Source organism: Arthrobacter sp. Bi83 (assembly GCF_918698095.1).
Classification (GTDB): Bacteria; Actinomycetota; Actinomycetes; order Actinomycetales; family Micrococcaceae; genus Arthrobacter.
Window position 1 is genome coordinate 61161 of record NZ_CAKKLY010000021.1, and the last position, 14180, is coordinate 75340.

Genomic DNA, 14180 nt, shown 5'->3' on the forward strand with positions numbered 1-14180 from the left:
CGCCGCAACCGCGGGCCGACACTCCGGGTCCCTAGACTCATCAGATGTCTTTCGACAAGAAACCTGACGCCAGGGCCGAACACCGCTGGCCCGCCGTCATCGCACTGCTCCTGGCACTGGGTCTCTACGCCACACTGCCCAGCAGCTTCCTTCCGGCGCTCCGGTACGCGGTGGTGGCCGTCGGGCTGCTGATGCTCATTCCCTTGATCGCGCTCAACCCGGCCCGGCTTCGGCGGCAAACCCGCTGGTCCAAGTACCTCGCCACCGGCCAGGCCCTGTTGCTGGTGGCCGCCAACGAGGTGGCGCTGGTCCAGCTGATCATCCTGCTGACCTCCTCCGGGAAACAGGACGGACCCACCCTCCTGCTCGCGGCGCTTCAGGTCTGGGTCACCAACATCATTGGGTTCGCCCTGGTCTACTGGGAGCTGGACCGCGGCGGGCCCGTCTCCCGCCGGCACGCCGACCGCAAAGACCTCCCGCCCGCCGACTTCCGCTTTCCGCAGGACGAAGACCACGACGCCGTCGAGGAGGTGGCTACCAGGTCGTCCGTGAAGACGGGCTGGGTGGCCTCCTTCGTGGACTACCTGTACTTCTCGGCGTCCAACTCCATGGCCTTCAGCCCCACGGATACCATGCCGCTGTCCCCGCGGGCCAAAATATTCATGGTCCTCGAGGCAGCCGGCGGCTTTGTGCTGCTGGCCCTCGTGATCGCGCACGCGGTGGCCCTGATCAACTAGCAGCGCCCTACAAACGACGATGCTCCCGCCCAGAGACTTACGCCTGCTTCAGCCGGGCCTGGTAGCCGGGCTCCGTGCCGGTGGCGAGGCTTGCCGGCGGTATCCGGTGCAGCTGCGACTGGATTCCGGCACGGAACACCGGCGCAGCCTGCGGCCGCTTCGCCCGCAGCTCTTCCGCCGTCTGGTGCCGGATTTGCCGCACGACCCACGGCAGGAAGTAGGTCCTGGCCCAGACCAGGTCGCCGGCTCCTGCCTCCCGCCAGCTCCTTTCCGGCAGCTCCCGGGGCTCCAGGGGCTGAAGCGAATGGGCTACGTTCAGGGAATTCAACACCATGATGGCAATGGTGTGGTACCCCAGCGGCGAGAAGTGCAGCCGGTCGGGATCCCACATCAGGGGATCCCGGAGCTCCCGCAGAGCCCACAGATCAGCCACCACGCAGTCGTGCCGGGCGGCGATCGCGTGGATATTCTCGTTGAAGATCGCTACCTTGGCCCTGTTCCGGCTCAGCACGGGAGTGTGCCACCAGTCCGGCCCGGTGAAGAGCACAATGGTGGCTCCGGTGGTCTTCAGCAGCTCGACGCCCGCGTCCAGCCTGGCAGCGAGCTTGTCCGGATTGCTCCTGTGGAACACCATGTCATTTCCGCCGGCCGACAGGGTGATCAGATCCGGCTTCAGCCTCAGCGCCTGCGCCAGCTGCCGGTCCAGGATTTCCTGCAGCAGCAAACCGCGCACGGCCAAGTTCGCGTAGGCAAAATCCTCATGGTCAACGCTCAGTTCCTCCGCCACACGGTCAGCCCAGCCGCGCCAACCGCCCGGGCTGCGCTCTTCGGGATCACCGATCCCCTCCGTGAACGAGTCCCCCAAAGCCACATACCGGCTCCACGGGTGCGGGGCTGCTCCATTGCGGCCCGAGCTGAGTTCAAAGCGGCCGACGGCGTCCATCGCCTTATCCTCTCCCTCGCCGCCCGCAGGCTCCCCAGCACGTCGGGGCGTTACTGAAGTAACGCTTTCGTTTCCTGATGCATTCCAAAAGACCGGGGAAATTTGCAGAAGGCGGGCTGGAGTCTAACTGAAGAAGTTGATCAGCACAGGGGCAACAGCCTCGTTCGCGACGGCGTGGTTCTGGCCATCCAGCTTTTCCTGCTTCATTCCGGGAACGGCTGCGGCGACGGCGTTGATGGCGGCCCCCGCCCAGGACGGGCTCGCACCCCCGTAGATCCCCAGCGTAGGGATCTGAATGGCCGACAGCTTGTCGGCAGGGACGCTGCCGTCCCTCGTGAGCGTGAGGTCATAGGGCAAGGTGTGCGCAACGCCGAGGAGGGCAGGCCACCACGGCATGCTCGTCATTCCTTCGTCGAAGTCAGAACCGGTGTGGCGGATAAACAGTTCGACGGCGGCTCCGCGGTCTCCCGCATCCACCGCCGCCTGGACCCGGTCCCGGAAGGCTTCCCAAGGTTCGTGAGGGGCCTGCGTGGTCAGATACGGCGGCTCATAGGCAGCCAGTTTGGAAATGGGTGCCCCGGTGGCCGCAGCTTCAAGCGCCAGGATGGCACCCGAAGAGTGGCCATAGGTGTAGGCCGATCCGCCCGCGGCATCGATGAGAGCCGTCAGGTCCTCTATTTCTCGGTCCGAACTGTAGGGCGGCGTGTCCGTGCTGTCGCCCCGTCCCCGCCGGTCATACGCGTAGACGGTGAAGTGCGGTGCCAGCAGGGGCACGAGCATGTCGGCCGAACGTCGGCTGTTCAATGCGCCACCGATGATGATCAGGGCTGGTCCTTCACCTGTCCGCTCGAAGGCGATCTTCGTGCCGTCGGCCGAGGTCTGGTGTTCGATCATTTGCAGTTCCTGTTCTTCGGTGCCGGACGTCTGCAGCCGACTGTGGGGGTCGATGAGGATTCTGACAAATTTCACACTGGCATTGAAGGGCGGTAGAGGCAAGGAATTGGACGCCTCCGTATCAGTGGTCCTGTGGGTTCGTCCCGATGAACGTTCCCGGCGGCATCCCCGCACCAAAAACCGGGCCCGCCAGAGGCCGCTTCGCCCGCAGCTGTTCCTCCGTCTCGTGCATGATGCGCCGCAGCACCCAGGGGAACAGGTATTTCCGTGCCCAGACGAGGTCCTCGGCCCGGGCGTGGCGCCAGCTGCTGTCCGGCAGGATCTTGGGCCGCAGGGGATGCAGCGTGTGCGCGACGTTCAGCGTGTCCAGCACCATCATGGCGATGGTGTGGTAGCCCAGCGGGGAGAAATGCAGCCGGTCCGGGTCCCACATCCGGGCGTCGGTCAGCTCCCGCAATGCCCACAGGTCAGCGATCACAGCATCGTGCCGGTGGGCGATGGTCCGGATGTTCTCGTTGAGGATGGCCACCTTGGCCCGGTTGTGTCCTATTACCGGGGTCCCACCCCAGTCCGGCCCCGTGAACAGCACGATCGTGGCTCCCGTGGTACTCAGCAGCTCCACGCCGGCATCCAGTTTGGCGGCCAGCTTGTCAGGATCGCTGCCGTGGAAGACGAGGTCGTTCCCGCCGCCTGACACGGCGATCAAGTCCGGTTTCAGGGCCAGGGCGGGCTCCGTCTGCTGGTCCAGGATCTGCTCCAGCAGCAGGCCACGAACCGCCAGATTGGCGTACGCGAAATCGTCGTGACCCACGCTCAGCTCTTCCGCCACGCGGTCCGCCCAGCCCCGCAGTCCGCCCGGGCTGCGCGGCTCCGGATCCCCCACCCCTTCGGTGAACGAATCCCCCATGGCCACGAACCTGCTCCACGGGTGCTGGGCCGTGATCCCCTCAACGGAACCGCGCGTCTCAAGGCCGAAGCCGGCGGCGTTCATCCCCGCAGGTCCCGCCCCGACGCCCGCTTCCGTCAGGGAAGGACGGACGACGCCGGCCCCGTCACCTTGGGAGGTGACCGAACCGGCGTCGTACTTCTTGAAAGGACGGTGCATGGCTGTGTCCTGTGTCTAGTGTCAGGTGCCCGCCGGGTAGGCGGCCTTGTAGTTCGACGCGTAGTGCCCCTCGACCTCTGTCTCTCCGACGGGCATGTCGGCATTGATGGGATCGTTGTTCTTGAGATCGCCCACGGCGAACTGGACCATCATGTCGTGGTCCTCGTGCACCAGGTTGTGGCAATGGACCATGTAGCGGCCGCCCTCGTGCTTGCCCGTGTCGAACTGCATCAGGACCGTGACGGACTCGTTCTCCCCCGCGTAGAACACGTCCTTCGGACCGCCCTCCCAGGCGAACGGCTTGCCGCCGTTCGTGTTCCGGCCGATGATCTTGCCGTCGATCAGGTGGATGTGGACCGGGTGGAACCAACCGCCTGATTCATTGACGATGGTCCACTGCTCCACCTGCATGCGCTGCGGGTTGGCGAAGCAGCGGGTGAAGTTGGACCTCTCCACGTCATCCCAGGTCTCGCCGTTGATGGTCCACTCCCCGCCCTGGCGCTGAACCCGCAGGATCCTCTTGGCCACGGCCATATCGGGGGTCAGCGACATCGGGTCCAGGCCTCCGCTGTCCTTGGTGGGATGCTCGCCCGGGTCCAGGCTGGAAGGGATCGAACCGATGGAATGGGACCCGGGCATCAGCGACGGCGAATCCTCCACCACCTGGAACTTCATGACCTTGCCGGTGTTGGCGAAGTTCACGTTGTTCTTGTTGCTCAGGTTCTTGAGCTCCACGGTCTGCCCGGCCTTGTACTTCCGGAAGTCGATCAGCACCTCGACCCGTTCGGCAGTGCCCTGCCGCCAGGATGAGACCGCCTGGACCTTCGGCGTCATCCCGGCGTCGGTGCCCACCACGTAGAAAGGAGCATTATTGGACAGGGCGAACCGGTAGGACCGGGTAATCGAGCCCACCAGGAACCGGAACCGGTAAATCTGGGGCTTGACCTTCATGGTGGGCCACGGCACGCCGTTGACCATCACGATGTCGCCCCACAGCCCGGCATGGCCGTTGTCGTTGTAGCCGAGGGAACCGTCCGCGTTCAGCATCACGTCAGAGACCAGGATCGGCACGTCGAACTCGCCCTGCGGCAGCTGCTCCCGCTCCTGCTCGTTGGTGATGGAGTAGTACGCGGCCAGTCCGGAGTACACGCCCTGGGCGGTGAGCATGTGGTTGTGGTCGTGGTACCAGAGCGTCCGGGCTGCCTGCCAGTTGGGGTAGTGGTAGTTCTTTACCTTGCCGGGGGCGGTGCGGTCATTGGCGTAGCCGTCGTACTGCGGCAGCGAAGCCGAGCCGTGCAGGTGCGTGACCGTGTTGGACGGATCGGGATACAGGAGGCCCTTCGTGGAAAGCCGGTTGCTGATCCGCAGTTCGGTGCGGGTGCCCTGCTCGACCCGGATGGACGGGCCCGGGAAGACTCCGTTGTAGCCGGCAAGGGTGGTGTTCAGGCCCCGGGCGATCTGGGCTGTCCCCGTCTTCTGGGTGAGGCAGTACTTTTCGAACGGCTGGCCGTCCGGATCCCAGCCCTGCTCATAGGGGATCAGCTCCGGCGGCCGGCGGAACGCCTGGGCGAAGGGAATCGGCATGTTCTTCGCCGCGAGCCGGCTCGGCGTGCTGATGGGCGTGGTTGCGGCGTCTGTGCCGCCCTTTGCCGGCACACCGGCGAGGGCGGCGCCCCCGTTGGTCCCGGTGAGGGCAACAGCGCCGCCCATGATGCTCAGCTTCAGCACGTCCCGTCGTGTTGTTGCCATGAGGTCCTCCAAAGATTTGGGATGCGAGTGTCGTTTCGCGAACCAGCATGCGACACGCGGGTGTGGAAAAACTTGGAAGGTTCACCGTTGCCGGCAGCAACATTCCCCCAGATTGGGTCACCCCGCTGCAAGGTCGAGGTGGGGCACTCTTCGTGCATTCACCCCAGGTTGAGGGCGATCGTGACGTTGGTGTCCGTGGCAGAGTGGTCGCGGTTCATGGCCACCATGACGATCCGGTAGGTTCCGCGGTGCAGCTGGGCGACGCCTTCGCTCTTGAACCCGTTGGCCTCGTAGAACCCGACGGCACCGGCGAGAGCCGCGTCAGCGCCGCCAGGGACCAGCAGCATGACGCTCCAGTGGGGTGACACGCCCGTTGATCCCTGGAGCTGACCGGGTGGCAAGTGAACTGCCGCCGGCCAGTCGGCGGGCAGTGAGGGCGCGGAACGGTCTGGACCGGCCGCGCCGTCGGCTCCCCCGCCGCCGTGGCGGCCGCGGGCGTTCGCCCCCGACGGAGGCAGGCTAGGCCCTACAGCAGCTGTCCCGGCCGAAGCGCTCGGTGACCCGGCCGCCGTCGTACTTCCTGCCGCAGTACTTCCTGCCGGTGTACTTCCAGCTGAAGGGGCCGGCAGGCCCGTCGGCACCAAAGGTGCCTGGGTGCAGCCGGCGAGCACGCCCGTGGCGAGGACCGCCGAAGCGAGTCCCCGCCACAGGCTGGGGTGCGCGTTCACTCAGACCGCACTGCCGCCGTCTGCCTAGCCCCCTACCACGGGGAGGGCTCCAGAGCGCCGGCATTGTTGGCGCCTTCACCGCTGACCAGGAACGGCAGGTGGTACAGGTCGTTCGGCACGATCACGTCTCCCGGCTTCACGTTCTCCGGGAAGATGTACTCGAAGACCGGGGCGATGTACTGCCCGGGCTGAAGCCCGTTGGCCTTAGTGGGGGCGTTCTTGAAGCAGCTATCCAGGGAAGCCTGGTTGATGGTGGTTGTGGTGGTGTTGACGGGTGTGGGCATGCACAAGGTGCGCACGCCGACGCGGACAGTCCGGTCCGGCTGGCTAAGGAGGCCGGTGGGCGCCTTGGTGGCACGGAGCCGGGCCCGCTGCGGCTGGGGGCCGGTGTTTTGCGTCGTGATGCCGCCGGTCGGTCCGGTGAGCGGGACTCCATTCTCTCCGGTCATTTCAAACGGCGTGATCCACCGGTTGAAGACCGAACCGTCGGATTTGCGGTCCTCGTAGTAGATGTCCACCGGAGTCTTGACGTCGGTGGTTTCGGATTCCAGGAAGATCCTGTCCTGGGTCTCCTGTGCCACACCGTTGGGTGCGGTGGCCAGGGGGTCTGCGGTACCCACGCCGAATTCGCCGATCGCCAGGTAGCTGGGCTGGGTGCCGGGCTGGGTGTAGATCCCGAGATTCGCCTCGACCGTGTGCGCGGAGATGTAGTCCGGCGTCCCGTGGATGAGGGTTCCGGAGTAGTCCACCATGTCACCGATTTCGAAGGGAGCCTGCTGGTTGGCATCCGGGGCGGTGGTGCTGACGCCCGGCACCGGCATCACATACTGCGAGCAGTACTTCTGGCCGGCGGCCGCAGGGCTGAGCTCTCCGCTGGCTGGCGGGACAACACCGGCAACGCTGAAGTTTCGGCAGGCAGGGATAAGGATGTTGGACGGCGTGGGTGCCAGGGGCCGGTTCCGCTGCGGGCACAGGGGGTCATCCTTGACGGCGGGATCCGTCCGCGGGATGCACATGGGGTAGCCCGTGGCGGCGTGGATGGTGGGGTTGTCCTGATCAACGCTGAAGCGGAAGTCAGGCGACTGGCCGTTGCTGAACCGGCCGGTCCCCGCCGCGGTGCCGTTCAGGTTAGGAATTTTGGGGTCGTTCAGCTGCACAGTCACGGTGCCGCCCGCGGCGTCAGCCACTTTCAGCGCACCGTTGGCGTAGTCGATGCCGGTGATTTCACCCCGGCCGCTGTTTGCCGACTGCTGGGAGACGAAAGCCAGGCCTGCTATGTGGCGTGATCCCACAATATTGCCAACCGCCCGCAGCTCCAGGCCGTCAACGCCGAGCGGGGCAGTGCCGCCCGTACCATGGACGAAGTCTGCCCAGGTCAGCGTGTTGGCCGGCATCTGGACCACCAGGTTGCACGGAATGGTGATGAGAATGCCGTTGATGGTCACGGTGCCGCCGTAATAGGCCGGATCCGTCACAGTGGGACACGAAGTGTTGTCTGGGTTGACAGTGGCTTTGCTGGCAAAGCCGGTGTCGTCGAAGCCGCGGGCCTGGGCGGCCGATCCTGGCGTGGCCAGGGTCGGCACCACCCAGGGGGAAACGATGCCCTTCGGCGGCTTGGCAGTGCCGCCGCCCTTTGCCAGGGCAGCACCCGCTCCACCTGTCGCAACCAGGGCGGCCGCGGCGGCAAGGATGGTGACTTTACGAAGCGTTGGGGGACTTACTGGAAGGGTCCTCATGGCTGGTCCTCTCGGAGATGCCGGTATCCATATTCAGGACTGTGGGAAGCAGAGGGAGTTCACTCCTGGATCTCTGCGCTCATGAGGGTGGGTGACTTGCGTGTAAGCGTGCGAGGCTTATGACTTTTTGCCGGGGAGCAAAGGCTTCCAAGTGGTTGCTGCTGCCAACTATCGGGACCTCCCCTTGTAAAAACCCTGCGGATTTCCGGCAGACGCCCCACACGGGTGGTGACCGCCCCACCCGCCTTGGCTCCCCCAAGGTATTCACAACTGGGCGGACCTAGCGTGCTCCTATTCGGGCTGGGCCGCATCCGGCCAGCCAAAAATCCAACGTTCACGGGGAGGAACGACATGGGCAACCATGGATTTGTTGTGAGGGGGCGCGGCTTCTTGTCCGTCTCGCCCTGGTGGGGTCTTGTAATCATCCTGCTGGCGATTCTGGCTGTGGTGGCGCCGGGGCTCTATGCCACCGGGCCGGCAGCGGTGAAAGCCAACGCCGCCAGCAATTACGTGCCGCAGACCCGCACGTACTATATCGGAGCCGACGAGGTGCAATGGAACTATGCGCCCACCGGCAAGAACCAGATCACCGGTGAGCCGTTCGACGAGGCCGCGCAGGTGTTCACCAAGCAGGGGCCGCAGCGGATCGGCAGCACCTACATCAAGTCGCTGTACCAGGAGTACACCGACTCATCGTTCAAGACCCTCAAGCAGCGCACGCCGGCAGAACAGCACCTGGGCTTCCAGGGCCCGGTGATCCGCGGCGTCGTGGGGGACACCATCAAGGTGGTCTTCAAAAACAACCTGGACCGGCCGGCGTCGGTCCACGTCCACGGTGTGTTCTACGACAAGAGCAGCGAAGGCGCGCCGTACAACGACGGCACCGGCGCGGCCGCCAAAGTTGACGACGGCGTGGCCCCCGGCAGCACCTACAGCTACAGCTACGAGGTGCCCGAGCGCGCCGGCCCCGGGCCCATGGACGGCAGCTCCGTGATGTGGATGTACCACTCCCACACCGACGAGGTGGCGGACGACTACTCCGGCCTGGTGGGCCCCATGGTCATCACCAAGGCCAGCGCCGCCCGCGCCGACGGAACCCCGAACGACGTGGACCGCGAGTTCTTCCTCCAGTTCAAGGTCAGCGACGAGAACTCCAGCCCCTACCTGCAGCGGAACATCGACAAGTACGCCGGCAAGCCCGCCACGGTCAAAACCGACGACGAGGACTTCGGCGAGAGCAACCTGATGCATTCGATCAACGGCTACGTCTACGGCAACCAGCCGCTGGAGTCGATGACTATGCGCAAGGGCGAACACGTCCGCTGGTACCTCATGGGCATGGGCACCGAAGTTGACCTGCACACGCCGCACTGGCACGGCAACACGGTGACGGCGCTGGGCATGCGCACCGACGTCGTCAACCTCCTGCCGGCCAGCATGGTGGTGGCTGACATGGTCCCGGACGACGTGGGAACCTGGCTCTTCCACTGCCACGTCAACGACCACATCAGCGCCGGCATGCTCACCCGCTACCGCGTTCTCAACGAGGACGGCTCAGTCGGCGGAACCACCCAGACGGCGCCCGACGCCGCCGCCCACGCGGGGCACTAGCCTCCTCTTCAGAAGGCCCTCGTTCAGATACTTCTGAACGAGGGCCTTCTTTTGCCCAGCGTCAGTTGTTGTGCTGGCTGCGAGCGCCAGCACTAGCCAGCTCGATGAAGTTGCCGGGGGATTTCGGGTGGTCCCATGCGGTGTTGGCGACCGTGATTGCGGCACCGCATGTCTGGCACCAGGCACCGGAGACGGAGTCGGTCCCGCAGGTTGTGCAGATAATGCGCAGCGATTTTCCACTCGGCGACTGAGTGTGCCTCTGGGCCCACACGGTGAGCGCATGCAGGACGGGCAGCGCGTCCGTCCCGGCCGCCGTGAGGCGGTACTCCTTCCGGGGGCGGGTTCCCGCGCTGTAGGGCTCGGCCGTCAGAACGGCCGCATCGATCAGGCGCCGGAGCCGTTCGCTGAGGACGTTATCAGCGACTCTCAGCTCCTTCTTGATGCCGTCGAAGCGGTTGTTGCCCATGAACACCTCCCGCAGCACCAGCAGAGACCACGGATCCCCCAGCACGTCCGCGGCCCGGGCGATGGGGCAGTTGTCGTCTGACCAGCTCGTGCGAGGCATCAGGAGTCCTTCCAAAGTCCAATTTACTTTCCTAAAGCAAGTTCATTTACTTTCTTAAAGAAAGCTTGTACGGTGAGCTTACGCCTTGCAACGGAACAAACCAACCCTCTGCCGTTCACCGCACAGCGCTCTTTCCATCCACCAAGAAACCAGCTTCGAGGAGTACGCCATGACGGTGACCGACATCAGGACTGAGCCGGTACCGGCAGAATCGGCTGCCCCTTCGGCTGCCGCTCCTGCAGCTGCCGTGCCTTCCCCCGCCGCCCCTTCGGGCATGCTGCCATTGAGCCTGTTCGGCATACCGCTGGGCCTTGCCGGCCTCGGCGCCGCATGGTCGGCAGCCCGGACCAGCCTCGGATCGCCGTCCTGGCCGGAGGATATTCTCTACGGAGCAGCCAGCACCATCTGGCTCATCCTGACCGCGATCTACGTACTGCGCGGGCTCAGGCGCAAAGGAGCCTTCCGGACCGATCTGAAGCACCAGGTAGCCGGCCCGTTTGCGTCATTCATTCCACTGCTGGGGATCCTGCTATCAGCCCACTACAGCGAGTATTTTCCCGGGCTGGGCAGGTGGGTTTGTGTTGCCTTCATAGCCGCCCTCGCGGTCGTCGCAGCCCAACTCTTCGCCCACTGGGTCACTGGCGGAGTGTCCATGCAATCCATCCATCCGGGCTACTTCCTGCCGGTAGTGGCCGGATCCTTCGTGGCAAGCATCGGGTTTTCGAGCGTGCACGCCCACGACGCCGCCCTGGCCGCGTTCGGCATCGGCGCGTTCTTCTGGCTGGTCGTGGGGACCGTTGTCACGGTCCGGCTGATGACCGCAGAGGCGCTTCCGCCATCGGCCAAGACCGGCCTGTCGGCATACCTTGCGGCGCCAGCCACAGCCAGCGTTGCCTGGATGGTTTCACACCCAGGACCCATGGGAGCCGTGCAGCTGGGCCTCACCGGAGTGCTCGTCATGATGCTTCTTATGCAGGTAATGCTCATAGGCGACTACCGCAAGCTGCCCTTCAGTCCCCTGTTTTGGGTCTTCACTTTCCCCGTCGCCACCACGGCAAACTACGCCGTCCGCTGGTTCGCGGCATCAAGCCTTCCTGGCCGGGAAATCTATGCCTGGACCATCCTGGCCCTCGCAACAGCATTCGTCATGGCCATCGCGGTCCGCAGCACCGCGGCAGCCATAGCCGGAAAGTCGGCAAAACGCGGGAACCAGGCTGCGACCCTCGTCTAGACCGACCATCCGCGACGTACCCGGAAACACCAATCCGAGCTCCGCGGCCCTGATCGGAATGCGTTACGACGGCGGGCAGCGGCGGACGCCTCCCCGGCACCGTGCGCTGTGACGGCATGTGGAAGAATCGAAGGGCCGTCACTAAAAGGAGTCCCGCCACCCATGCCGCAGCCGGAAAAGGGCCCTTGGCTGCCATTCGACCTCCGGACGCCGCGCGGATGGGTCGCCTTACTGCGCGGCGCCCCTACCACGCTCGGGTTCGTGGTGGTCTTCTGGGCCCTGGGCGCTTTCTCCTCCAGTCTTCTCTCCGGACCCTCTGCTGCCCTGCAGCCCCATGTGGCGGCCAGCGTCCACTCCTTGGCTGGTCCGTGGTGGGCGGTGCTGGCGTCCGCGTTCTGGGAGCGCGAACTCACCGGGTACGTGCTGGGCACACTCCTGGTGCTGCTCGTGGGCCTGCCCCTGGAGCGCCGGCTTGGCAGCCTGAAGTTGGCGGCGGCGGCACTCGCCGCCCAGGTTTTGGGAGTCGGCGCCGCGCTGGGATTCCTGGCCGCGGCCCAAGGCCTGATGGGGAACTGGACCCGGGACATGGGCGGGCATTTCTTCATGGGGCCGAGTGCCATGGCCTGCGGCGCTGCCATGGCCGCAACCGCCGCCATTCCCACGCTGTGGCGGCGCCGCGTCCGGGTGGTCATCATTGCCACCCTGATGCTGTTCGCCCTCTTCGCCGGCGGCCTCGAGGACCTGGTCCGGCTCGGGGCTGCCTTTGCCGGTGCGCTTTTGGGTCCCTTGCTGCTGGGGCGGCGGCCGCGGCTCGGCCGCCCTGCCGTGTCCCGGCACGAAGCCCGCGTCCTCGTGGCACTGCTGGTTGCGGTGGCAGCCATCGGCCCCGTGGTGGCCGGCCTGGCCCCGCACGCCGTGGGTCCGCTCTCGGTGCTGCGCTTCCTGTTCACGAACATCCAGCCGGTGGACCCGCAGACCCTTGCCGTGTTGTGTTCCGGGCCCGCGCAGGTCAAGGAATGCGCCGCCGCCCAGCTGCAGCTGCGGGCCGGCGCGGGCGGAATCTTCATGTCCATCCTTCCGTCCTTCCTCCTGCTGCTGCTCGCGGACGGGCTCCGGCGCGGACGGCGCTTCGCCTGGGCCGCGGTGCTGCTCATCCAGGCAACCCTGTCCGTCCTGGCCGGGTTTACCGTTGCACGGGTCCTGCTGCCGGACGTACCGGAAACCGCGGCCGGCGAAGGGATCCGCGCGGCTGGGACCTCCGGTGGCCTGCACCCGCTCAGCCTCGTCTTGCCCATGCTGGTCCCCGTGCTCCTCGCCGTCCTCCTGCTGGCGGGCCGGAAGCTTTTCTTAGTGTCCGCCCCGCCCGGAACGTACCGCCGGCTGGGCCGCCGCCTATTTGTCACCGCGGCCCTCCTTGGCGCGGTCTACGTCGGCGCTGGCCTGGCTTTGGCGTCCGGCTTTACGCCCGCCCCCGGGCTGGCCGAACTGGTCAAGGACGTCCCGGACCGGTTCCTGCCGCTGGGCTTCCTGGTGGACCTGTCCCCCGCGATCTTTCCCCAGAGCACCGCGGCCGTGCTGCTCTACGAAGGCGTGGGCGTGGTGTTCTGGGCGGTGGCCGGGGTCCTGCTGCTGCGGACTTTCCTCCGCCCGGCGCACGGTCAGCACAGTGCGGACGAGGACCGCGCCCGGGCCATTCTCAAGGCGCACGGTGGCGGCTCGCTGTCCTGGCAGACCACCTGGGCCGGCAACAGCTACTGGTTCTCCTCCTCCGGCGACAGCTTCGTCGCCTACCGGGTGATTGCCGGGGTGGCCTTGGCGCTCGGTGCCCCGGTGGGTCCCCAGCCTGACCGGGAGTCCTCCTTCGCCGAGTTCACCCGCCACTGCCGGCTCAGCGGGTGGACGCCGTGCTTCTACTTCGTGGCTCAGGAAATGCGCAGCCACGCCTCCGCCCTGGGATGGGGATCCGTGCAGGTTGCTCAGGAGACCGTGCTGCACCTCCATGCCGTGTCCTTCCGGGGCAAGAAGTTCCAGGACATCCGCACGGCCATGAACAACGCGGCCAAGGCAGGCATCCGCGCCGAGTGGACCACCTACTCTGCCGCACCGATCTCGGTCCAGGGCCAGATCCAGGCCATCTCCGAGGAATGGGTGGCCGACAAGAAAGTCCCGGAAATGGGCTTCACCCTCGGCAGCCTGGACGAGCTGGACGACCCCGAAGTCCGTTGCCTGATCGCCGTCGACGCCCATCACACGGTCCATGCCGTCGCGTCTTGGCTGCCCGTCTACCGGAACGGCCACGTGATCGGCTGGACCCTGGATTTCATGCGCCGGCGCAGCGACGGCTTCCGTGCAAGCATCGACTTCCTCATCGCCTCGGCGGCGCTGGGCTTCCAGGACGAAGGCTACGACTTCATGAGCCTCTCCGGAGCGCCTCTGGCCCGGCCACCCCATGACCCGCGTTTTCCGCACCTGGCGCCGGAAACCGCCGGGGCGTTGGACCGCCTTCTCGACTGGCTGGGCGCATCCCTGGAGCCCGTCTATGGATTCAGGTCCCTGCTGGCGTTCAAGTCGAAGTTCAAGCCGAGCTACATCCCGATGTACATGCTCTTCCCCGACGCGGCCGCACTGCCTGCCATCGCCAATGCGGTCACCCGGGCCTACCTCCCCTCGATCAACGTGGGCCAAGGCCTCACCCTGGCGAGAGGGCTCCTCCGCCGCCGAGCCCGAACGAACACTTAAGCCCCACGGAGAAAGCTTGGGTTCTAGCGGTCGTTGCAACACCCCGACTTTTGGGAGTTGCAACGACCGTGGTTCGTTTAAGCGGTGATTCATCAGGATCCGGGTGGTACTCGCAGGATCAGAAGGATGCATTTTTCGCGGT

General features: G+C 65.8%; 11 protein-coding genes. 4 read left to right on the forward strand and 7 right to left on the reverse strand.

Features of this window, described 5'->3' with window-relative positions; genetic code table 11:
* Positions 1-44: 44 nt before the first annotated feature.
* On the forward strand, positions 45-737 hold the full coding sequence (locus tag LQ144_RS11830) for a hypothetical protein (RefSeq protein WP_230118897.1): 693 nt from the start codon (positions 45-47) through the stop codon (positions 735-737).
* A gap of 37 nt (positions 738-774) precedes the next feature.
* On the opposite strand, the gene LQ144_RS11835 is transcribed toward LQ144_RS11830, so the two are convergent.
* From LQ144_RS11835 to LQ144_RS11860, 6 genes are all read right to left on the reverse strand, one after another.
* Positions 775-1680 (reverse strand): SGNH/GDSL hydrolase family protein, encoded by a 906-nt coding sequence (locus LQ144_RS11835; RefSeq protein WP_230118898.1) that lies wholly within the window; start codon positions 1678-1680, stop codon positions 775-777.
* Positions 1681-1803: 123 nt separating this feature from the next.
* Entirely contained in the window at positions 1804-2649 is an 846-nt protein-coding gene (locus LQ144_RS11840; protein ID WP_230118899.1) for an alpha/beta hydrolase, read from the reverse strand.
* Positions 2650-2695: 46 nt separating this feature from the next.
* On the reverse strand, positions 2696-3565 hold the full coding sequence (locus LQ144_RS11845; RefSeq protein ID WP_230118912.1) for an SGNH/GDSL hydrolase family protein: 870 nt from the start codon (positions 3563-3565) through the stop codon (positions 2696-2698).
* Positions 3566-3700: 135 nt separating this feature from the next.
* Positions 3701-5428: a multicopper oxidase domain-containing protein gene (locus tag LQ144_RS11850; protein ID WP_230118900.1), complete on the reverse strand. Its 1728-nt coding sequence runs from the start codon at positions 5426-5428 to the stop codon at positions 3701-3703.
* Between the two features lie 158 nt (positions 5429-5586).
* Positions 5587-5796, reverse strand: a complete 210-nt coding sequence (locus tag LQ144_RS11855) for a hypothetical protein (protein ID WP_230118901.1) — start codon at positions 5794-5796, stop codon at positions 5587-5589.
* Between the two features lie 392 nt (positions 5797-6188).
* The gene (locus LQ144_RS11860; protein WP_230118902.1) at positions 6189-7892 is read right to left on the reverse strand and encodes a hypothetical protein; all 1704 of its coding nucleotides are present in this window, start codon (positions 7890-7892) and stop codon (positions 6189-6191) included.
* Between the two features lie 351 nt (positions 7893-8243).
* Here LQ144_RS11860 and LQ144_RS11865 point away from each other — a divergent pair, with 351 nt between their 5' ends.
* Positions 8244-9503, forward strand: a complete 1260-nt coding sequence (locus LQ144_RS11865) for a multicopper oxidase domain-containing protein (protein ID WP_230118903.1) — start codon at positions 8244-8246, stop codon at positions 9501-9503.
* 61 nt (positions 9504-9564) lie between these two features.
* Here LQ144_RS11865 and LQ144_RS11870 read toward each other — a convergent pair whose 3' ends face one another.
* Positions 9565-10068 carry a helix-turn-helix domain-containing protein gene (locus LQ144_RS11870; RefSeq protein WP_230118904.1) on the reverse strand — a complete coding sequence of 168 codons (504 nt, stop codon included), beginning with the start codon at positions 10066-10068 and terminating at the stop codon, positions 9565-9567.
* Between the two features lie 169 nt (positions 10069-10237).
* Here LQ144_RS11870 and LQ144_RS11875 point away from each other — a divergent pair, with 169 nt between their 5' ends.
* Together LQ144_RS11875 and LQ144_RS11880 are read left to right on the forward strand one after the other, a co-directional pair.
* Complete coding sequence (locus LQ144_RS11875; RefSeq protein WP_230118905.1) at positions 10238-11299, forward strand: TDT family transporter; 1062 nt, start codon at positions 10238-10240, stop codon at positions 11297-11299.
* A gap of 162 nt (positions 11300-11461) precedes the next feature.
* Positions 11462-14038: a DUF2156 domain-containing protein gene (locus LQ144_RS11880; protein ID WP_230118906.1), complete on the forward strand. Its 2577-nt coding sequence runs from the start codon at positions 11462-11464 to the stop codon at positions 14036-14038.
* Positions 14039-14180 lie beyond the last annotated feature (142 nt).